Source organism: Rhizobium sp. 01L419 (genome assembly GCF_056400025.1).
The window spans coordinates 328,354-347,993 of sequence record NZ_JBFTSM010000004.1 but is presented as its reverse complement, the minus strand read 5'-3'; the positions used below and the strand labels follow the sequence as shown (position 1 = coordinate 347,993).

At 59.7% G+C, this 19,640-nt stretch carries 19 protein-coding genes; 14 read left to right on the top strand and 5 right to left on the bottom strand.

Annotated features, from left to right (window positions below):
* Nucleotides 1–137: 137 nt before the first annotated feature.
* Nucleotides 138–2,051, top strand: coding sequence for a beta-N-acetylhexosaminidase (locus AC1DUP_RS11645; protein ID WP_477832727.1), 1,914 nt, complete (start codon nucleotides 138–140; stop codon nucleotides 2,049–2,051).
* A 59-nt stretch (nucleotides 2,052–2,110) separates the two neighbouring features.
* Here the strand turns inward: AC1DUP_RS11645 and AC1DUP_RS11640 are convergent, their stop codons facing one another.
* Nucleotides 2,111–3,022 carry an ROK family protein gene (locus tag AC1DUP_RS11640; RefSeq protein WP_477832718.1) on the bottom strand — a complete coding sequence of 304 codons (912 nt, stop codon included), beginning with the start codon at nucleotides 3,020–3,022 and terminating at the stop codon, nucleotides 2,111–2,113.
* A 186-nt stretch (nucleotides 3,023–3,208) separates the two neighbouring features.
* On the opposite strand from AC1DUP_RS11640, the gene AC1DUP_RS11635 reads away from it, so the two are divergent.
* The 9 genes from AC1DUP_RS11635 to AC1DUP_RS11595 all read left to right on the top strand — a co-directional run bounded on the left by AC1DUP_RS11635 (nucleotide 3,209) and on the right by AC1DUP_RS11595 (nucleotide 13,179).
* Nucleotides 3,209–3,865, top strand: a complete 657-nt coding sequence (locus AC1DUP_RS11635) for an exopolysaccharide biosynthesis protein (protein WP_477832717.1) — start codon at nucleotides 3,209–3,211, stop codon at nucleotides 3,863–3,865.
* 98 nt (nucleotides 3,866–3,963) lie between these two features.
* On the top strand, nucleotides 3,964–4,917 hold the full coding sequence (locus AC1DUP_RS11630; protein WP_113295943.1) for a sugar-binding transcriptional regulator: 954 nt from the start codon (nucleotides 3,964–3,966) through the stop codon (nucleotides 4,915–4,917).
* A 146-nt stretch (nucleotides 4,918–5,063) separates the two neighbouring features.
* Nucleotides 5,064–6,374, top strand: a complete 1,311-nt coding sequence (locus tag AC1DUP_RS11625) for an ABC transporter substrate-binding protein (protein WP_113508517.1) — start codon at nucleotides 5,064–5,066, stop codon at nucleotides 6,372–6,374.
* A gap of 132 nt (nucleotides 6,375–6,506) precedes the next feature.
* On the top strand, nucleotides 6,507–7,379 hold the full coding sequence (locus tag AC1DUP_RS11620; RefSeq protein ID WP_037103313.1) for a carbohydrate ABC transporter permease: 873 nt from the start codon (nucleotides 6,507–6,509) through the stop codon (nucleotides 7,377–7,379).
* Nucleotide 7,380: 1 nt separating this feature from the next.
* A complete protein-coding gene (locus tag AC1DUP_RS11615; RefSeq protein ID WP_113295945.1) occupies nucleotides 7,381–8,211 on the top strand; it encodes a carbohydrate ABC transporter permease in 831 nt (276 codons plus the stop codon).
* Between the two features lie 18 nt (nucleotides 8,212–8,229).
* Nucleotides 8,230–9,228, top strand: coding sequence for an ABC transporter ATP-binding protein (locus AC1DUP_RS11610; protein WP_113295946.1), 999 nt, complete (start codon nucleotides 8,230–8,232; stop codon nucleotides 9,226–9,228).
* A 105-nt stretch (nucleotides 9,229–9,333) separates the two neighbouring features.
* Nucleotides 9,334–10,815: a mannitol dehydrogenase family protein gene (locus AC1DUP_RS11605; protein WP_113508515.1), complete on the top strand. Its 1,482-nt coding sequence runs from the start codon at nucleotides 9,334–9,336 to the stop codon at nucleotides 10,813–10,815.
* A gap of 91 nt (nucleotides 10,816–10,906) precedes the next feature.
* Nucleotides 10,907–11,596: an HAD family hydrolase gene (locus tag AC1DUP_RS11600; RefSeq protein ID WP_113295948.1), complete on the top strand. Its 690-nt coding sequence runs from the start codon at nucleotides 10,907–10,909 to the stop codon at nucleotides 11,594–11,596.
* A complete protein-coding gene (locus tag AC1DUP_RS11595; protein WP_477832716.1) occupies nucleotides 11,596–13,179 on the top strand; it encodes an FGGY-family carbohydrate kinase in 1,584 nt (527 codons plus the stop codon). The genes AC1DUP_RS11600 and AC1DUP_RS11595 overlap by 1 nt, the downstream gene beginning before the upstream one ends.
* Before the next feature lies 1 nt (nucleotide 13,180).
* On the opposite strand, the gene AC1DUP_RS11590 is transcribed toward AC1DUP_RS11595, so the two are convergent.
* Complete coding sequence (locus AC1DUP_RS11590) at nucleotides 13,181–14,035, bottom strand: MurR/RpiR family transcriptional regulator (protein WP_113295950.1); 855 nt, start codon at nucleotides 14,033–14,035, stop codon at nucleotides 13,181–13,183.
* A 231-nt stretch (nucleotides 14,036–14,266) separates the two neighbouring features.
* Between AC1DUP_RS11590 and AC1DUP_RS11585 the strand changes: the two genes are divergently transcribed.
* Nucleotides 14,267–14,980 (top strand): sulfate transporter family protein, encoded by a 714-nt coding sequence (locus AC1DUP_RS11585; RefSeq protein ID WP_113310389.1) that lies wholly within the window; start codon nucleotides 14,267–14,269, stop codon nucleotides 14,978–14,980.
* A 50-nt stretch (nucleotides 14,981–15,030) separates the two neighbouring features.
* Here AC1DUP_RS11585 and AC1DUP_RS11580 read toward each other — a convergent pair whose 3' ends face one another.
* Nucleotides 15,031–15,456, bottom strand: a complete 426-nt coding sequence (locus tag AC1DUP_RS11580) for a VOC family protein (RefSeq protein WP_477832715.1) — start codon at nucleotides 15,454–15,456, stop codon at nucleotides 15,031–15,033.
* Between the two features lie 80 nt (nucleotides 15,457–15,536).
* Between AC1DUP_RS11580 and AC1DUP_RS11575 the strand changes: the two genes are divergently transcribed.
* Entirely contained in the window at nucleotides 15,537–16,115 is a 579-nt protein-coding gene (locus tag AC1DUP_RS11575) for a TetR/AcrR family transcriptional regulator (RefSeq protein ID WP_113310387.1), read from the top strand.
* Here the strand turns inward: AC1DUP_RS11575 and nth are convergent.
* On the bottom strand, nucleotides 16,080–16,862 hold the full coding sequence (gene nth / locus AC1DUP_RS11570) for an endonuclease III (RefSeq protein ID WP_113295954.1): 783 nt from the start codon (nucleotides 16,860–16,862) through the stop codon (nucleotides 16,080–16,082). The two genes, AC1DUP_RS11575 and nth, sit on opposite strands and share 36 nt — an antisense overlap.
* A gap of 22 nt (nucleotides 16,863–16,884) precedes the next feature.
* Between nth and AC1DUP_RS11565 the strand changes: the two genes are divergently transcribed.
* Together AC1DUP_RS11565 and AC1DUP_RS11560 are read left to right on the top strand one after the other, a co-directional pair.
* The gene (locus tag AC1DUP_RS11565) at nucleotides 16,885–17,382 is read left to right on the top strand and encodes a DUF2244 domain-containing protein (protein WP_113295955.1); all 498 of its coding nucleotides are present in this window, start codon (nucleotides 16,885–16,887) and stop codon (nucleotides 17,380–17,382) included.
* Nucleotides 17,383–17,451: 69 nt separating this feature from the next.
* Entirely contained in the window at nucleotides 17,452–18,324 is an 873-nt protein-coding gene (locus tag AC1DUP_RS11560; RefSeq protein ID WP_477832714.1) for a methylated-DNA--[protein]-cysteine S-methyltransferase, read from the top strand.
* A gap of 23 nt (nucleotides 18,325–18,347) precedes the next feature.
* Here AC1DUP_RS11560 and AC1DUP_RS11555 read toward each other — a convergent pair whose 3' ends face one another.
* Complete coding sequence (locus tag AC1DUP_RS11555) at nucleotides 18,348–19,331, bottom strand: sugar-binding transcriptional regulator (RefSeq protein WP_113295957.1); 984 nt, start codon at nucleotides 19,329–19,331, stop codon at nucleotides 18,348–18,350.
* Between the last annotated feature and the right edge of the window lie 309 nt (nucleotides 19,332–19,640).

Sequence of the window (19,640 nt, the reverse complement as noted above, 5' to 3'; positions counted from 1 at the left end):
CGGTTTCGACCGCGCCATTTTTGTTTCAGCCCGTCTTTCGTGCCTTCAAATTGTCAAGCCGTGAAAGCATGTGAGGAGAGGGTGACGCTAAACGGGAGTAAAGATCGCCCTATATAAGCTGGGGGGAGGACATGACTGTGGCAGATTACCATCTGGAAGCAAGCTGGAGCCCGGTCGAAGGAAGCTTTGGACGCCTCACCTTCACGCTCTTCAATCTTTCCACTCAACCGCTTTCCGGCTTTACGCTTGCCTATACCTCGCTTATCCGCGTGGCAGACAAGCATGTGGCCGAGGACGCCACACTCAAGCGCCGGGTTGCGAATTTCCATGAGTTTTCGCCGCCGTCGGGCCTCACCATCAAGCCGGGACGCAGCTGGCACTTCACCGTGGAAGGCCTGACGAACGGCCCGAAGCACGTGACGTCGGGTATCAAATCCGCCTATCTCACGCTTGCCGATGGCCGGCATGCGCCCGTCAGCTTCGGCGATCTGATGCTTGACGGTGCGGAGCGCGGTGAATTGCCGGAGCTTCTGCCGAAGGGTGAGGTGACAGAGCCCTTTTCGCTGCTGCCCTGGCCGTTGTTCCTGTCGTTGCGACCGGACGATATGCCGCCCGTTGCGCTTTATCCGGCAGCTGGCTCGAGCGTCAAGAATATCAAGGCCGTGGCGAAGGTGCTCGCTCTTTACCAGCGGCTCTTCCCGGCGGACAACGTGCCTTTCACGCTGCAGCCGGTTCAGGGAGGGCGGCAGATCCGCTTCAAGGGGGAATCCTCGATTATGGAGGCGGCCTATGAGCTACGCTTCACGGCACAGGAGATCATTCTTGGTACCGACGATGCGGCCGGGCTGCTCTACGGGCTGATCAGTCTTGCGCAACTGCTGCATGGCGCGCGCCACGATCCGGAAACCTTCCAGTTTCCTGTCTTCGGCACTATCGCCGATCAGCCCCGCTACGAATGGCGCGGCTGTCATCTCGATGTCAGCCGGCAGTTCTATCCGGTTGCGGATGTCGAACGGCTGATCGATATCCTTGCCTGGAACAAGCTCAATATTTTCCACTGGCATCTGACCGACGATGAAGCCTGGCGGCTGGAGATCAAGGCCTATCCTGGGCTTACGGAGATCGGCGCAAAGCGTGGGCCTGGCGAGGTTCTGGTGCCGCAGCTCGGCGACGGCGCAGAGCCGCGATCAGGATTTTATAGCCAGGATGATGTCCGCCGGATCGTTGCCCATGCAGGCGTGCTGCGTGTCGAAGTCGTGCCGGAGATCGATATACCCGGTCATAGCACTGCAACACTTCTCTCCCTGCCGCAGCTCGTCGACGGGCAGGAGAAACCGAACGGCTACCAGTCGGTGCAGGGCTATCCCAACAATGCGCTCAATCCTGCGGTCGAATTCACTTACGAATTCCTCGGCAAGGTGTTCGATGAAATGCTTCCGCTTTTTCCGTCCGACTATATCCATATCGGCGGGGATGAGGTGTCACACGGTTCCTGGTTGGCCTCGCCTGCCTGCACGGCGCTGATGGAGCGGGAGAAGCTTGCGGGCACAGCCGAGCTGCAGTCCTATTTCCTGCGGCGGATTAAGGCGATGCTTTCGGAGCGCGGCAAGAAGCTTGCCGGCTGGAACGAGGTTTCGCATGGCGGCGGCGTCGATCGCGAGGGCACGCTGCTGATGGCCTGGGAAAAGCCGGAGGTCGGCATCGAACTGGCGAGCGAAGGCTACGATATCGTCATGACGCCGGGGCAGGCCTATTATCTCGATATGGCACAGGCAGAAAGTTGGGGAGAGCCGGGTGCTAGCTGGGCCGGCTTCACGCCACCGGAAAAGACCTATGCCTATGAGGCCGAAGGCGAATTGCCGGAAGAGCTAAGAGGCCGGATGCGGGGCATCCAGGCCTGCATCTGGGGCGAGAATTTCGTCTCGCGCGCCTATTTCAACCGGCTGGTTTTCCCGCGGCTGCCGGCCGTCGCGGAAGCAGCCTGGACGCCTTGCCTGCGCAAGGACTGGCTGCGCTTTGCCGCGATCGTCCGGATGTGGCCGACGCTTTAGAGCTCTGCTTTCCCGCCATTCCGGACGCAAAACCGCTGCACACTTTAGCTGGAATTGCTTTAGGCCGCTTCAGCCTTCAGGCCCAGAAGTGCCGCGCCGATCAGACCCGGCTCGATACGGCATTCGCTGCGCACGACCAGCGGACGATCGAATTTCCGCAGGATGCGGGCGCGTACCGCTTGATCCAATTCCGCCAGAAGCGCTTCGACATTCGAGAGGCCTCCGCCAACTGGCACGATGGTTGCGCCTGTGATGTTGATGGCGAGCGCGAGCGGCGAAGCGACGAGATCGACATAGACGTCGATCGTGCGATTGGCCTTTTCTTCGCCGTTGCGCCAGTCGGTGATGATCTCCTCGCTGGAAAGGTCCAGGTCGTGCAGCGTCTGGTGCAGGCGTTCGAGACCGCGCGCGCCACCGACGGTATCGACGCAGCCCTTCTGGCCGCAGCCGCAGGCATAGGCGGGGATGGCGACCGGCGGAGTGCCGGCTTGCGATGCGATGATCGGGCCGTGCCCCCATTCACCGGCAAAACCACCCGATTCATTGATGAGCCGACCATCGGAGACGACACCGCCGCCGACGCCGGTGCCGAGGATGGCGCCGAAGACGATGCGGTGGCCTCGCCCGGCACCGAGTTCGGCTTCCGCCATGGCGAAACAATCGGCGTCGTTGGCAACCAGCACGGGCAGGCCGAGTTCGGCCTCCAGATCGGCGGCAAGGTTGCGGTCGTGAATGCAGGGAATGTTGGCGACGATCAGGCGCTGTGTATCGGGATCGACGACGCCGGCAATCGACAGCGCAATGCGCGAGGGTTGTTCGCCCGCCTCGGCTATGAAGCTCTTCAGCGTCTCGACGAAAGCCGGAAAATCATCCTTAGGGGTCAGGCGCCGGCCAAGCGGCACGATGTCGGATTCCGAACGCGCAATTCCGCCCTTGATGGCGGAGCCACCGATATCGAATGAAATAATCATCGCATGCCTGCCAATTGTCTGTTCTTGGCGTCTGCTCGCACTGTTGGCGGGGAATTACAAGGATTATTCGATAAATGAACTAAGCTCGATCGCTTGCATGATCTGATAATTTCCTCCGCCAAGGTCATCCTATTGGCATATTGCGCGAGCAGAGCTTTCCGCTATTCACCTACCGACGCCGGATTCATGACAATCGAAAATACCGAAACGCACAGAACCACCGCCCGCAGGCCGCGTCCGAAAGGCCGGCGGCTTTCCTCCATCCTTCGACAGATGGCGGCGGATCGAAGCCGCGAACGCGTGTCGATCGGCGACCTGTTCCAGACAATGGGTGATAGGGCGATCGGCGCACTGATGCTGATCTTCGCATTGCCGAATGCCTTTCCGACACCGCCCGGCACCTCCTCGCTGCTTGGCGCACCGCTGATTTTCCTTGCCGCACAGCTCACCTTCGGCTTGAAGCCGTGGCTGCCGAAGGCGATTGCGGCACGCTCCATGCGGCGGGAGGATTTCGAGACGATCGTCGGGCGCATTCATCCCTGGCTTGCCCGGGCGGAGCGTATGCTGCAGCCACGTCTGAGCATTTTTGTCGAGCCGCCGGCGGAATATCTGGCGGGCTTCTGCTGTCTGGTGCTGGCGATCGTTCTCGTGCTGCCGGTGCCGCTCGGCAACATCCTGCCGGCGATTGCGATTTCCCTCTTCGCCTTTGCCATTCTAGGCCGGGACGGGCTGTTTTCGCTCCTCGGCTTCATCATGACGGGCGTCTCGATCATCGTTGCTGCCGGGGTGATCTACGGTCTCGTCAAGGCAGCCATCTACATCGTCATGCAGTGGTTCGGATGAAGAACCGGCTGCTCATTTTTTCAACGCCCTCGACATTTGCCCGATTTTTGTTTTGATCTGACACCAGACAGACTCAAAGAAATTAATCGGCGGCGGCAATGGTAAAAAAATCGGAGACATCGGGACGGCTGGACGATGCGGCGCGCGCCGGCTGGCTCTATTATGTCGCCGGCCGCACCCAGGATGAAATCGCATCCGCCATGGGTATTTCGCGCCAGTCGGCGCAGCGGCTCGTCTCGCTTGCCGTGGCCGAGCGTCTGATCAAGGTGCGGCTCGACCATCCGATTGCCGCCTGCCTCGAACTCGGCAATCAGCTGCGAAAGAAATTCGGCCTCAAACATGTCGAGATCGTTCCAAGCGATCCAGGCTCCTCATCGACGACGGTCGGCATTGCGGAGGCGGCCGCTTCCGAAATCGAGCGCTGGCTGAAGCGCGCCGATCCGATCGTACTGGCTGTCGGCACCGGGCGAACGCTGAAGGCGGCCGTCGACCAGCTGCCGGCGATCGAATGTCCCAATCACCGCATCGTCTCGCTGACGGGCAATATTGCGCCCGACGGTTCGGCCGCCTACTACAACGTCATCTTCAGCATGGCCGATGCGGTGAAGGCGCGGCACTACCCGATGCCGCTGCCGGTTCTCGTCACCTCGTCAGAGGAACGGGAGCTTCTGCACGGCCAGCAGCTCGTGCGCTCGACGCTGGCGATCAGCGCACAGGCGGATGTGACCTTCGTCGGTATCGGCGAACTCGGCATCGACGGCCCGCTCTGCGTCGACGGCTTCCTCGAGAAAGACGAGATGATGGAACTGATGCGCGGCGGTGCTGTGGGTGAAATCTGCGGCTGGATTTTCGACGTCGACGGCAAGCTGCTCGACAACCCGATCAACGAGCGTGTCGCGTCGGCTCCGATCCCGCCGCGCGATTCGTCTGTCGTCATCGGAATCGCCAAGGGCAAGCGAAAGTTCAAGGCGATCAAAGCTGCCATCACAGGCCATCAGGTGAACGGTTTGATCACCGACGAAGAGACCGCCGAGTTTTTGCTCAATAGCTGAGCAAAAATATTACCGTTTTAAATCAATGTTATAAAGCGCTTGTTCGGCATCGCAGCAACGATTGCCAATTGACAAATTTTTCCTACTGATGAGTAATTGCCCATGAGCAAAGCGAATGCTCACTACTCATCTTCTGGGAGGAAGATATGACATTGAGAACTCTCCTGCTGGGCGCCTGCTCAGCACTGGCGTTTGCCGGCATGGCTTCGGCCGAGACGCTGACAATCGCGACCGTGAACAACGGCGACATGATCCGGATGCAGAAGCTGACGGATGACTTCAAGGCGAAGAATCCCGGCATCGACCTTGAATGGGTAACCCTCGAAGAAAACGTTCTGCGCCAGAAGGTCACGACCGACATCGCGACCAAGGGCGGCCAGTACGACGTCTTGACAATCGGAACCTATGAAGTTCCGATCTGGGCGAAGAAAGGCTGGCTCCTGCCGCTCGACAATCTCGGCGCCAACTATGACGTGGACGATCTGCTGCCGGCCATCCGCAGCGGCATCAGCCAGGACGGCAAGCTCTATGCAGCTCCGTTCTACGGCGAAAGCTCCATGGTCATGTACCGCAAGGATCTCTTCGACGCTGCTGGCCTGAAAATGCCCGACGCGCCGACCTGGGACTTCATCGCAGATGCCGCGAAGAAGGTCACCAACAAGGACAAGGAAATCTACGGCATCTGCTTGCGCGGCAAGGCCGGCTGGGGCGAAAACATGGCCTTCCTGACGGCCATGTCGAATTCCTTCGGCGCCCGCTGGTTCGATGAACAGTGGAAGCCGCAGTTCGATCAGCCCGAGTGGAAGGATACACTCAGCTTCTACGTCAACCTGATGAAGGATGCCGGCCCTCCCGGTGCTTCTTCCAACGGCTTCAACGAAAACCTGGCGCTCTTCCAGACCGGCAAGTGCGGCATGTGGATCGATGCAACGGTTGCTGCGTCCTTCGTTGCCGATCCGAAGCAGTCGCAGGTTGCCGACAAGGTCGGCTTTGCGCTGGCTCCGGACAAGGGCCTCGGCAAGCGCGGCAACTGGCTCTGGGCCTGGAACCTCGCCATCCCGGCAGGCTCGCAGAAGTCCGAAGCCGCCGAGAAGTTCATCTCCTGGGCAACGAGCAAGGATTACACCAACCTCGTCGCCGAGAAGGAAGGCTGGCTGAACGCACCTCCGGGCACGCGCAGCTCGCTCTATGCCAATGCCGACTACCAGAAGGCCGCTTCGTTTGCGAAGATGACGCTCGACAGCATCAACTCCGCCGATCCGACCAAGCCGACTGTCAAGCCGGTTCCCTATGTCGGCGTCCAGTTCGTGGCGATCCCGGAATTCCAGGGCATCGGCACGGCCGTCGGCCAGCAGTTCTCCGCAGCCCTTGCCGGCCAGATCTCGGTCGACCAAGCCCTGCAGAGTGCACAGCAGCTGACCACCCGCGAAATGACCAAGGCGGGCTACATCAAGTAATACCTCCTGAGAATGTACGGAATGTTTGACATTCCGCACCTCTGGGCCGCCGATTGCCCGAACTGCATCGGCGGCCTCTTTTTCAGAGCTGTCCTCAGCCACATCCGCTTCAGATCAGACCGGTGATTTGCCATGGCAACGTTTCACACTCGCTCCGCAGCACGCCTGATGATTGCACCCTCCGTGGTGCTGCTCTTTGCGTGGATGATCGTCCCGCTCGCGATGACGATTTACTTCTCCCTGCTGAACTACAATCTGCTCAACCCGGGCATGGAGAGTTTCGTCGGTCTCTTAAACTACGAATACTTCCTTACCGACCCGGCCTTTTTCGCCGCGCTCATCAATACGCTGGTGCTGGTTGCCGGTGTGCTTGTCATCACCGTTGTCGGCGGCATTCTCTTTGCACTCCTGCTCGATCAGCCGATTTACGGCCAGGGCATTGTACGCATCCTGGTCATTGCGCCCTTCTTCGTCATGCCGACAGTGGCCGCGCTCGTCTGGAAAAACATGTTCATGAACCCGGTCAACGGTCTCTTCGCCTATATGGCAAAGGCTGTCGGCCTGCAGCCGATCGACTGGCTGGCCAGCGTGCCGCTTTTCTCGGTCATCCTGATCGTTGCCTGGCAGTGGCTTCCCTTTGCCACGCTCATCATGCTCACCGCGCTTCAATCGCTTGACGAAGAGCAGAAGGAAGCCTCCGAGATGGACGGCGCCGGGCCGATTTCGAAGTTCATCTACATCATCCTGCCGCATATGGCCCGTGCCATCACCGTGGTAATCCTGATCCAGACGATCTTCCTGCTGTCGGTCTTCGCCGAAATCCTGGTCACCACCAACGGCGGCCCGGGCACGCAGAGCACCAACCTCACCTTTCTCGTCTATTCACAGGCGCTGCTGCAGTTCGATATTGGCGGGGCTTCGGCGGGCGGTATCGTGGCGGTCGTGCTTGCCAATATCGTTGCGATCTTCCTCGTCCGCCTCGTCGGCAAGAATCTGGAGGCTTGAGATGGCTAGAAAGGTCACCACCCAACGCAAGGTCATCATGACCGCGATCGCCTGGTCGCTCGGCATCCTGATCTTCTTCCCGATCCTTTGGACCTTCCTCACGAGCTTCAAGTCGGAGGCGGATGCCATCGCTTCGCCGCCGCAGTTCCTGTTCTTCCACTGGACGACCGAGAACTATGCTGAAGTGCAGAGCCGGTCCGACTATCTTACCCACTTCATGAATTCGGTGGTGATCTCCTTCGGCTCGACGCTGATCGGCCTCATCATCGCCATCCCGGCCGCCTGGGCCATGGCCTTTGCGCCGACCAAGCGGACGAAGGATGTGCTGATGTGGATGCTGTCGACCAAAATGATGCCGCCGGTCGGCGCGCTCATCCCGATATACCTGTTATTCCGCAATTTCGGCCTGCTCGATACACGCACCGGGCTGGTGATCGTGCTGACGCTGATCAACCTGCCGATCATCGTCTGGATGCTCTATACCTACTTCAAGGAAATCCCCGGCGAAATCCTGGAAGCCGCACGCATGGACGGAGCCTCGCTCGTCAAGGAAATCGTCTACGTGCTGACGCCGATGGCCGTGCCGGGCATTGCCTCGACCCTGCTGCTCAATATCATCCTCGCCTGGAACGAAGCCTTCTGGACGCTGAACCTGACGGCCTCCAAGGCGGCGCCGCTGACAGCCTTCATCGCTTCCTATTCGAGCCCGGAAGGCCTGTTCTATGCCAAGCTTTCGGCGGCTTCGACCATGGCGATCGCGCCGATCCTCATCCTCGGCTGGTTCAGCCAGAAACAACTCGTCCGCGGCCTGACCTTCGGCGCGGTGAAATAAGATCATAGGGAGAGAAACATGGGCAGCATTACCCTTCAAAAGGTTTCGAAGGTCTTCGGCGAAGCCAAGGTCATCCCTTCGATCGATCTCGACATCAGGGACGGCGAATTCGTCGTCTTCGTCGGTCCCTCCGGCTGCGGCAAGTCCACCTTGCTGCGCCTGATCGCGGGTCTCGAGGATGTCTCTGGCGGCAAGATCGTCATCGACGGCAAGGACGCGACCGAAAAGGCGCCGTCCGAACGCGGTCTGGCGATGGTCTTCCAGTCCTATGCGCTCTATCCGCATATGAGCGTGCGCAACAACATCGCCTTCCCGCTGAAGATGGCGGGCATGGACAAGGCCGAGATCGACCGCAAGGTGACCGATGCGGCGCGCGTGCTGAACCTCGGCGACTATCTGGATCGCAAGCCGCGCCAGCTCTCGGGCGGCCAGCGCCAACGCGTCGCGATCGGCCGCGCCATCGTGCGCCAGCCGTCGGCCTTCCTCTTCGACGAGCCACTGTCGAACCTCGATGCGGCGCTGCGCGTCAACATGCGTATCGAAATCAGCGAGCTGCACCAGCAGCTGAAAACAACGATGGTCTACGTTACCCACGACCAGGTGGAAGCCATGACCATGGCCGACAAGATCGTGGTTCTGAATAGGGGCAATATCGAGCAGGTCGGCTCGCCGCTGGAGCTCTATCGCAGCCCGCGAAACCTCTTCGTCGCCGGCTTCATCGGCTCACCTAAAATGAATTTCATCAAAGGGCAGAATGCGGCGCAGCTCAATGCGCACACGATCGGTATCCGTCCCGAACACGTGCTGCTGTCGACCGAAAGCGGTGACTGGAAGGGCAGGGTCACGGTTGCCGAGCATCTGGGCTCCGACACATTCCTGCACGTCGATGTCGAGGGTATCGGCATGGCGACGGCGCGCAGCAATGGCGACTTCGCGGCCAAAGCCGGCGATATCGTCTACCTGACGCCGGACAAGACGCGTATCCATAAATTCAACGAGGGCGGCCTCGCCATCTGAGGCTGCTACCGGCTGGGGGCAGACATGCGGACCGGGCGATGTCGTCCGGACCGCGCTACCGGGAGGGCGGAAGTCCTTTCGCAAGACCTTCAAGAGGACTGAAACATGACGTGCAAATTATCGCTGGCAACGCTCGCCGAGGCGGCAAAGACCGCGGCCATTCCGGCTTACGACCGGGCGTCGCTGAAAGCCGGCATCGTGCACTTCGGCGTCGGTAATTTCCATCGCGCCCATCAGGCGATCTATCTCGACGATCTCTTCAATGCCGGTAGCGACCATAACTGGGCCATCATCGGGGCCGGCGTTCTGCCTTCCGATGCTGCTATGCGCGACAAGCTCGCTGCTCAGGATTTCCTGACGACCGTCGTCGAGCAGGACAACAACAGGACGGCCGCACGCGTGACCGGGCCGATGATCGATATCCTGCCGGTCGGTGAACCCGCTGTTATCATCGCCAAGCTCGCCGATCCAACTATTCGCATCGTCTCGATGACGATCACCGAAGGCGGCTATTTCATCGATGCCTCGGGCAAGTTCAATCCGGCGCACCCGGCGATTGCCGCTGATGGCCAGAACCCGGCGACGCCGAAGACGGTCTTCGGTCTGATCGTTGCCGGCCTGAAGGTGCGCAAGGACAAGGGCATCGAGCCCTTCACCGTCATGTCCTGCGATAACATTCCCCACAACGGCGTCGTGACTGCCAACGCCGTCGTCGGCACGGCGAAGCTTTCCGATCCAGCCTTTGCCGACTGGATCAAGGCCAATGTCTCCTTCCCGAACGGTATGGTGGACCGTATCACGCCGGCGACCAGCCAACGCGAGATCGATTTTCTCAAGGACAATTTCGATATCGAGGATAACTGGCCGGTCTATTGCGAAGAGTTCAAGCAGTGGGTGCTGGAAGACAAGTTTCCGATGGGCCGCCCGGCGCTCGAAAAGGTGGGCGTCACCTTCGTGCCAGATGTCACGCCTTATGAGCACATGAAGATCCGCATCCTCAACGGCGGCCATGCGGCGATTGCCTATCCTGCCGCGCTGATGGACATTCATTTCGTGCATGAGGCGATGGAAAACGACCTGATCCGCGCCTTCCTTGCCAAGCTCGAGAATGACGAAATCATTCCGATCATACCGCCGGTACCGGATACGTCGCTGCAGGATTATTTCAAGCTGATCGAGCGTCGCTTCCTCAATCCCAAGATCGCCGATACGATCCCGCGGCTGGCGCAGGACGGCTCCAACCGTCAGCCGAAATTCATCCTGCCGTCGACCCTCGACAATCTGCGCCAGGGCAAGGATGTCGTAGGCCTCGCGCTCGTCTCGGCGCTCTGGTGCCGTTACTTCGCCGGCACGAGCGACAGCGGCAAGGAGATCGTCTTCAACGATGCCAGCGCCGAGCGCCTGCATGAGGCGGCGGTAAAGGCAAAGGATGATCCGGCAGCCTTCCTCGCCTTCGACGATATTTTCGGCGAAGCAGCGAAATCAGACGTTTTCCGCAAACGTTTCGCCCATGCGCTCAAAACCTTGTGGGAAAAGGGCACGAAGGAAACCCTCCAGCTCTATCTCGACGGCAAGCTCGCGGTGTAAGGAATCTCGATGGCGGCGTTTCTGCCGCCATCCCGGCCTTGCGGACAAGGCAGGACCGTTGCGTCCGAACTGAACTCAGGTTGGGTCTTCCATGGCTGATGCTGAACCACGGCTGATCATCTTCGATTGCGACGGCGTGCTCGTCGATAGCGAGCCGATTTCGATCAGCGTTCTCGTCAAGGCGATGGCCGATCTCGGGGTGACGATCACCGAGGATGAAGCCTATGAGCGCTTCCTCGGCCGCAGCCTCGCAACCCTCATCGACATATTGGAAACTGAGTTCAACGTGCATGCGGGCGAGGAATTCCTCGAAGGCATCCGCATCAATCTTTATGCCCGCTTCCGCACGGAACTGAAACCTATTCCCGGTATCGGTGATGCGATCGATGCGCTCGGCGTTCCCTGCTGCGTTGCCTCGTCCAGCCAGGTCGAGCGGATCAGACTTTCGCTTTCGGTTACCGGGCTCCTGCCCAAACTGCCGAATATCTTCAGCGCCAGCATGGTCAAACGCGGCAAGCCGGCTCCCGATCTCTTCCTTTACGCAGCCAGCAAGATGCAAGTCGAGCCGCGCGACTGCATCGTCATCGAGGATAGTCCGGCGGGCATTGCCGCAGCAAAAGCAGCGGGCATGACGGTCTTTGCCTTTACCGGCGGCTCGCATGCCAACTTCGCCGGATATCGGGAAGAACTCGACCGTCTTTCGCCCGAAGCGGTGTTTGACGCCATGCCGGAATTGATACACCTTGTCCGCAAACAAAAGCCGGACGGGACTCAGCATTGATGCGTGATCATTTGGTTGCGGTGGATATCGGCACGGGCAGCGCACGCGCCGGTGTCTTTGACACGCGTGGCCACCTGCTTGCCAAGGCCGAACATCCGATCATCATGAATCGACCGCGCGAGAACCATGCCGAGCATGATTCCGAGGATATCTGGGCGGCCATCTGCATTGCGGTGCGCGCAGCGATGGGTCGGTCCGGTATTGAGGCGGCTGCTGTTGGCGCGATCGGCTTTGATGCCACCTGTTCGCTTGTGGTGCGCGATACCGAAGGCAGACAGATCAGCGTTTCCACCGGCGGCGAGACACGTTTCGACACGATCGTCTGGCTCGATCACCGGGCGCTGAAGGAAGCTGATTTCTGTACGGCGACGAAGCATGAGGTGCTGGAACATTCCGGCAATGTCATGTCGCCGGAAATGGAAATGCCGAAGCTGATGTGGCTCAAGAATAAGCTGCCGGCGACCTGGGCGAAGGCCGGCTATTTCTTTGATCTCGCCGACTTCCTGACCTGGAAGGCGACCGGTTCGCTGGCCCGCTCCCGCTGCACGCTGACAGCCAAGTGGAACTATCTTGCCCATAAGGAAAAAGGCTGGCGGCAGGATTTTCTGCAGCGGATCGGTCTTGAGGATCTACTGGCGCGTGGCCATCTGCCGGATGAGACGGTGGCAGTCGGCGAGAGCATCGATAAGCTGACGCCCCAGGCTGCCGAAGCCTTGGGCCTGACCACCGATTGCCATGTCTCGGCCGGAATGATCGATGCCTATGCCGGTGCGCTCGGCACGCTCAGCGGCCATGCAGGCGATCCGGCGAAACTCGAACATCAGCTTGCGCTGATTGCCGGGACGTCGAGCTGCATCGTCGCTTTTTCCCCCGAGCGAAAGCCGAGCCAGGGAATGTGGGGACCTTACTACGAGGCGGTGTTTCCGCAATCATGGCTCGTCGAGGCCGGCCAATCGGCAGCCGGTGCGCTGCTCGATCATATCGTGCGCATGCATGCGGCCGGTGGTGAGCCGACCGCGGCGCTGCATCAACGGATTGTTGCCCGCATCGCTGAACTTAGAATCCAGGAAGGTGACGCCTTCGGCGCGCGCATTTTCGTCCTTCCTGATTTTCATGGCAACCGGTCGCCACTTGCCGATCCGCATGCTGTCGGCGTCGTCAGCGGGCTGACGCTCGATACGTCCTTCGACGGGCTCTGCGCGCTCTATTGGCGGACCGCGGTCGGGATTGCACTCGGCATCCGCCACATCCTCGAAAAGATGAAAGATCACGGCTACGTGCCGGATACGCTGCATGTGGCCGGCGGGCATGTGAAGAACCCCGTTCTGATGGAGCTCTATTCGGATGTGACGGGCTGCAAGGTCATCGTGCCTGACATGAACGAAGCGGTACTGCTCGGTACAGCGATCGCTGCATCAGTTGCCTGCGGCTTACACAGGGATTTGGCGGCGGCGGGCAAGGCGATGTATCCGGGCGGGACGGAGCGGCTTCCCGACAGGAACAAGCAGGCGGTTTACGACCGCGATTATCGCCGCTTCCTTGCCATGTATCGTCATCGGGCAGAGCTGGAAGCCTTGGGATAGTTCAGCGGTTTGCCGCTTCGCCAAGGATAGTCGCAAATTCCACCATCCGTCGGCGGCGCTGGCTCGCCTCCTCGCCGGCGCCCAAAATGACCGCCTCGGACAGACAGTCGAGCAAGGCGATCAGCGGCGGCAGGTTATCCATGTCAGGCGCGCGGGCAGGCGGCAACGCAAGAACGACGTTCGACTGTTCAGGAAGCCAGTCCGCATGCTGAGCGGAGATCAGGATCACTTTGTAGCCGTAGCGCCGGGCAGTCCGCGCAAGCAGCCGTGACCTGGCGAAGCGCCGGCAATCGATGATGATGAGCACCGCGTCGTCGACGAAGGAACGGGCGAAAAGCTCTGCGAAGCGGTTACCGGCGCCGTCGATCGCACGCACGCCGTCGCGGGCCTGGGTCAGCCGCTGGCAGAAATGATTGGAGAAGCCGGCAAGTCTGGCATGGGTGGCGACGTAGACCTCTCTGGCGGCACCGATCATCGCGACGGCTTCGCCCCAATGCGGCTGCGCGGTCAGATGGTAGATGTGATGCAGCGCCTGTATCTGTTCGGCCACGAGAACGGCGAGTGCCTTGCCCTCCGATGCATCCGTCTGCAACTCCGTCATCGAGCTCTGGAACTGGACAGGAGAGGTCGTTGCCGTTTCGCGGATCTCCACCTTGACGCTGTCCAGCCCCTGATAGCCGAGCGCGCGGAGGAAACGGCCGACCGTCATCGGCGAAAGATCAAGTCGGTCGGCAACCGACGCAGCCGTTTCGAACGGCAGGTCGTTCAGGTGTTCCGTGAAATATTTCGCGATGCGTCGTTCGGCGGGCGTGCCGGACTTCACGTATTGCCTAAGCTTCTCTACAAAGTCTTCCACGTCGCAGCCTCCCCCATATCCTCAGAGGCTTTCCGTGGATTCAGGAGCCGAATCCCTGTTCTTAATATTGTCCGGAAGCTCTTCTTAGGCCCACACGTATATCGAACATTGCGAACTATATATTAGCAGATAATTTTCGACAAGTTTTCTATTCATGCATGTAATTTTCAACTGACTTGCCGGCAGGACGCAGGTTTCCTACATGACGCTGCGTAACGGAGACGCCAGAGAATGATCCTTGACGCTGCTCGCCTTTCGCTTGCCAACCTGTTTGCGCCTGAGACCCGGTCAGTTTTCTGGAAAGTTCTGGGATTGACGGTGCTGGTGCTGACCGGCTTGTGGTTTGCGCTGCGCGGCCTGTTCATCACTTTTTTATTTCCGTGGGTGGCCGGGTTCTTTCCCGAGATGCCTGATTGGGCCGGCTGGCTCAGCTTTGTTTTCCTGATCGCTGCCGGTATCGGCCTTGCGCTCGGACTGGCGCTGCTGCTTTCGCCTGTTACGGCGCTGATTGCCGGCCTCTTTCTCGACGATGTCGCCGAGGTGATCGAGAAACGGGATTATCCCAAGGACGCGTCAGGCAAGGCCATGCCACTTGGCCCGGCGATGGCAAGCTCGCTCAAATTCCTCGGCGTCGTCATCATCGGAAATATCATCGCGCTTTTCCTGCTCTTCATTCCTGGCGTCAATCTCGTGGCTTTCTTCCTCGTGAACGGCTACCTGCTTGGGCGAGAGTTCTTCGAGTTTGCCGCCATGCGCTTCCGTTCACCGCCTGAGGCGCGGCTGTTTCGCACCAAACATGGTTCGACCGTTTTCCTCGGTGGTCTGGTAATCGCGCTTTTTCTGGCGATCCCGATCGTCAACCTGCTCACGCCGCTCTTTGCTGCGGGCATGATGGTGCATCTGCATAAGCTGGTTTCGGCGCGCGATCCTGATTTTCGCGCCTAGTTTCACGCAATTGCGGGTGCAAAACGCTGACCAGTCTTGCTGGAATTGCTTCAAGCGGAAAGTGCAGCTGCATCGTACATTGCCGCATATTCGGCGCTTGGCGGGATCGGCTTGATGATATCGATCAGCACGCCGTTGGGATCGGCGGTGATGAAATGCCGCTGACCGAAATCCTCGTCGCGGATCTCGCGCAGGATCGGTAGGCCTGCCTGCGTGCAGGCCGCATAGATCGTATCCACATCCTCGACTTCGAAATTCAGGAGGAGGCCGGAAATCTTGCCGCGGCTGGCGGCCGGAATGGTTTCGTGGCTGCCGTCGAGTACGGTGAGGGTCACATGTTCATCCTCCATCGATTGCAGGTGGACGTACCAATCGCTTTCGAAGAGCGGCTGGAAATGGAAATGGTGGCAATAGAAAGCCGCCGTGCCGGCAACGTCACCCGTCATGATGACGGGATAAAAGCTCGTCGATTTCATTTTTTTCTCCTCCAGATTTTACATACAGTTTGTATGTTTTTGTATTTAACATACAAGCAGATTGTATGTAAATAGGATGCATGAGCCGTAGCAATCGTGAGAGAACCGAGCAGACCAGGCAGACCCTGATGGACGCCGCGCGCCGACTTTTCATCGAGAAGGGATATGCGGAGACGGCGACGCCGGACATCGTCGCAGCGGCGGGTATGACGCGCGGTGCGCTCTACCATCACTTCGAAGACAAGAAGGCGCTCTTCCGGGCGGTGATCGAAAGGGAGGCGGCTGATGTCGCCGAAGAGATCGAAAGGCGGGCTAAGCCGGAAACGGAACCACGTGCGGCGCTGCTTGCAGGTGCGGCAGCCTATTTCGATGCGATGGCAGTGGCAGGCCGGACGCGGCTGCTTCTGTTCGAGGCGCCGGCGGTCATTGGCCTGCCGGCAGCCACGCAGATCGACGCCGAGAATGCAGAAGCCGCATTGCGGGACGGGCTCGAAACCCTGCTCCCGCAGGCCGGTGCTCTACTCGCACCATTGACGGCTCTGCTGTCAGCCGCCTTCGACCGGGCCGTGATCGCCATCGAAGCGGGCGGCAGGCGTGAAGATTATGAGAGGGCGATTGCTGCCCTACTCGACGGCCTCGCCGATCACCTGCGGCGGTAGCTCCACCAGCGGTGCCGGGATATCGCTGCTCTTCTCAGGCGACTTGCAGATATCGGCAATCACGCAGTGTTCGCATTCCGGGCGCCGGGCCTTGCAGGTGTAGCGGCCATGCAGGATGAGCCAGTGATGGGCATGATAGAGGTAGTGCTTCGGAACAACCTTCATCAGCCGCTCTTCCACCTCGTCGGGCGTCTTTCCGGGTGCGAGCCTGATGCGATTGGCGATGCGGAAGATGTGTGTGTCCACCGCCATCGTTGCCTGGCCGAAGGCCATCGATAGTACGACGTTGGCGGTCTTGCGGCCGACGCCCGGCAGGCGAACCAACTCTTCGCGTGTCTCCGGCACCTTGCCGCCGAACTCATCGACCAGCATCTGCGAGAGTGCAATGACGTTCCTCGCCTTGTTGCGATAAAGGCCGATCGTCTTGATGTACTCGCGGACTTTCTCCTCGCCGAGATCGAGCATTTTCTGCGGCGTATCCGCGATCTTGAAGAGTGCGCGGGTCGCCTTGTTGACGCCGGCATCTGTCGCCTGAGCGGAGAGGGCCACCGCCACAACGAGCGTGAAGGGATTGCTGTGTTCCAGTTCACCGCGCGGCTCCGGCCGCTGGACGGAGAAACGGCGGAAGATCTCGGCGCGCTCGGCCAGCGAATAGGCCGTCTTGACCGACACCGCCGGCTTGCGGCGGGCGATCACATTCGGGTTTTGCGACGGTTTGGTAATGGATTTGAGTTTCGGATTCGCCATGGAAAATCTATACTCGGCGGCCATGATGGAAAGCAACGCCGACAGCCGCAACGAGCAGCCTGTTTTCGCAGCCGAACTCTTTCCCTACCGTTCGCTCGGTCGGAAAGGTTTCAAGGTGCTGCTCGGCATTTCCGGTGCCATCTGCTTGATATACGGCATGTTCTTCATCGTCACCGGCGCCTGGCCGATCGGCTTCTTCTTCGGGCTGGATTTCCTGCTGCTATACGGTGCCTTCTGGCTGAACTACCGGTCCGGCAGGGTGCGGGAAGAGGTAACGGTTTCGCGCATGGATGTTGCGGTGCGCAAGTTCTCCCCCTCGGGCCGCATGATCGAGCACCACTTCAATCCGTTCTGGACGCGCTTTCTCGTGCGCCGACATCAGGAGATCGGCATTCTCTCCATGCATATTTTCGGGGAGGGCAAACGTACCGATATCGGCTCCTTCCTCAATCCCGACGATCGCGAAAGCTTCGCGAAGGCCTTTAAGGCCGCCCTGGCAACAGTAAAGCAGCGTATTTGAGATACCGCGCAAGAAACGGGTGGTTTGGCTGCCCGCCCTTGATTATCTCCTTTATAAAGGAGAAAAACGATGAACATGATCGCGAAGCTCGATACAGATATCACCCCCGATGGCCCTGATTACGATACCGTCCGTCAGGTCATCGAATTCATCAGCGAGGAATATCGCGACCAACCGTCGCTGGAAGCGATTGCCGCACGGCTGAATCAGTCGCCGACGCAACTCCAGAAGACCTTTACCCGTTGGGCCGGCCTCTCTCCCAAGGCCTTCCTGCAGGCTGTCACGCTAGACCATGCCAAGCGGTTGCTGCGCACGGAAGAGATGCCGCTGCTCGAAACTTCCATCGAGGTCGGCCTGTCCGGTCCCAGCCGCCTGCACGACCTGTTCGTGACCCATGAGGCAATGTCTCCGGGCGAATGGAAGGCGAAAGGCGGCGGGCTGATGATCCGTTACGGGTTCCATAATTGCCCCTTCGGCACGGCTCTCGTCATGGTGACGGACCGCGGCCTTGCGGGCCTCGCCTTCAGCGATTCCGGCGATGAGACGGCCTGTCTTGAAGATATGACCTGCCGCTGGCCGAATGCGGAATATGTGGAGGACCGTCAAGCGACGATGCCCTATGCCGAACGTATCTTCCAGCCGGGACGTTGGACGTCGGACCAGCCGTTGCGGGTTGTCCTGATCGGAACGGATTTCCAGGTCAGCGTCTGGCAAAGCCTTCTGAAAATCCCCTTCGGCAAAGCCGTGACCTACAGCGATATTGCCAAGGACATCGGCCGGCCGACTGCGATGCGCGCTGTTGGTGCGGCAGTCGGAGCCAACCCGATTTCCTTCGTCGTGCCCTGCCACCGCGCGCTCGGCAAGAACGGAGCATTAACCGGTTACCATTGGGGGCTGACCCGCAAACGGGCCATGCTTGGCTGGGAATCGGCGCACGCCTGAGCGGTTTGGATCAGTCGAAGCCGTCAGGCGGCTTCGGCGAGTTCCAGCAATGCCTTTGCCGCGCTCTCGTCGGTGATCAGCGTATTGCAGCCGATGCGCTTGATCGTTGCGCGGATCGCGACGGCACGATGCGCGCCGCCGGAGGACAATACGATGTGTTTCGCTTCCTTCAGCGTATCGAGATCCACCGACATCACCCGCTGATTGATCGAGTGATCGACGGAATTGCCGTCCTTGTCCAGAAAGTTGAACATGGTGTCGCAAACGCAGCCAGCGTCGATCAGCTGCTGCAGTTCGGCCTTCGATATCCACCCCTCGGACAGAGACGTCGAATGCGGGCCGATATCGCCGCAGCTGACGATCGCCAGATCGAGGTTTTCCGCCAGTCGATAGATCGTATCGAGACCGCATTTTTCGACGAGGTTGCGCTTGGTTTCCGTCGAATCGACGAGCAACGGGGCGAGGAACATGTAGCATTCGGCGCCGAGCTGGTTTGCCAGTCGCCAGGTGTAGTCGATCGGGTTTGTCTGGTGGACGGCGACGATGCCGCCGAGCAAGGAGACGATCTTGCAATTGTCGCGTCGTGGCGGCCGGAAGCTTGCGAGAGAAGCCGTCATGGTGCGGCCCCAGCCGACGCCGATCGTGTAATCGTCCGGAATGGCTTCCGACAGGAACTGGCCGAGCGCCAGACCGACATTCTTTGCCAGCGAGTTCACATCGCAATTGGCTGGCTCCGGCACGACGATCGCTTCGTCCAACCCATAGGCTCTCTCGAGCTTCACTGAAAGCTCGATGCAGTCGCCGATCGAATCGTTGATCCAGATCTGCACTTCGCTGCGCTTCATCGCCTCGTCGAGAAGGCGGATGACGGTGGTGCGGCTGATGCCGAGTTGTTCGGCAACGTCTTTCTGGGTCAGGCCCTCATTGTAATAAAGCCATGCGGCCCGCAGCCTGAGAGACGAGGCTTCGGAATAGGCAGTATGCGTGCCGCGTTTCAGCTTGACCACATCTCCTCCCACACCGATTTCGCCCTAGATCTTTGCCATCGATGGCATAAGATTGCGACATCGGCTTTGTTCCGGCGATAATGCCGGGTGTGACACTTATGTCAATTGAAATGCACAAATGTCCTTGACTTTTCGTTGCGAGAGCGGCGATAGTCATGGCCGATAACATCGTTCTTGTCCGTCCGAGGAGGACAATGTGCGGGCATGCGGAAAGTCACGATCGGCCTTTCAGCCGCAAGCGGCATCGCTTGTGATGCGCTTGTCGTTTTCCTGCGCTTGGAACATCGCCGCTGGGAACACCGCCAATGT

What these genes read in the sequence shown, in the direction of transcription:
- AC1DUP_RS11560 (WP_477832714.1), top strand. Translation starts at nt 17,452, where the DNA reads ATGAACATGATCGCGAAGCTCGATACAGATATCACCCCCGATGGCCCT.
- AC1DUP_RS11595 (WP_477832716.1), top strand. Translation starts at nt 11,596, where the DNA reads ATGCGTGATCATTTGGTTGCGGTGGATATCGGCACGGGCAGCGCACGC.
- AC1DUP_RS11565 (WP_113295955.1), top strand. Translation starts at nt 16,885, where the DNA reads ATGATGGAAAGCAACGCCGACAGCCGCAACGAGCAGCCTGTTTTCGCA.
- AC1DUP_RS11640 (WP_477832718.1), bottom strand. Translation starts at nt 3,022, where the DNA reads ATGATTATTTCATTCGATATCGGTGGCTCCGCCATCAAGGGCGGAATT.
- AC1DUP_RS11585 (WP_113310389.1), top strand. Translation starts at nt 14,267, where the DNA reads ATGATCCTTGACGCTGCTCGCCTTTCGCTTGCCAACCTGTTTGCGCCT.
- AC1DUP_RS11605 (WP_113508515.1), top strand. Translation starts at nt 9,334, where the DNA reads ATGACGTGCAAATTATCGCTGGCAACGCTCGCCGAGGCGGCAAAGACC.
- AC1DUP_RS11625 (WP_113508517.1), top strand. Translation starts at nt 5,064, where the DNA reads ATGACATTGAGAACTCTCCTGCTGGGCGCCTGCTCAGCACTGGCGTTT.
- AC1DUP_RS11615 (WP_113295945.1), top strand. Translation starts at nt 7,381, where the DNA reads ATGGCTAGAAAGGTCACCACCCAACGCAAGGTCATCATGACCGCGATC.
- AC1DUP_RS11610 (WP_113295946.1), top strand. Translation starts at nt 8,230, where the DNA reads ATGGGCAGCATTACCCTTCAAAAGGTTTCGAAGGTCTTCGGCGAAGCC.
- AC1DUP_RS11620 (WP_037103313.1), top strand. Translation starts at nt 6,507, where the DNA reads ATGGCAACGTTTCACACTCGCTCCGCAGCACGCCTGATGATTGCACCC.
- AC1DUP_RS11630 (WP_113295943.1), top strand. Translation starts at nt 3,964, where the DNA reads ATGGTAAAAAAATCGGAGACATCGGGACGGCTGGACGATGCGGCGCGC.
- AC1DUP_RS11635 (WP_477832717.1), top strand. Translation starts at nt 3,209, where the DNA reads ATGACAATCGAAAATACCGAAACGCACAGAACCACCGCCCGCAGGCCG.
- AC1DUP_RS11600 (WP_113295948.1), top strand. Translation starts at nt 10,907, where the DNA reads ATGGCTGATGCTGAACCACGGCTGATCATCTTCGATTGCGACGGCGTG.
- AC1DUP_RS11575 (WP_113310387.1), top strand. Translation starts at nt 15,537, where the DNA reads ATGAGCCGTAGCAATCGTGAGAGAACCGAGCAGACCAGGCAGACCCTG.
- AC1DUP_RS11580 (WP_477832715.1), bottom strand. Translation starts at nt 15,456, where the DNA reads ATGAAATCGACGAGCTTTTATCCCGTCATCATGACGGGTGACGTTGCC.
- nth (WP_113295954.1), bottom strand. Translation starts at nt 16,862, where the DNA reads ATGGCGAATCCGAAACTCAAATCCATTACCAAACCGTCGCAAAACCCG.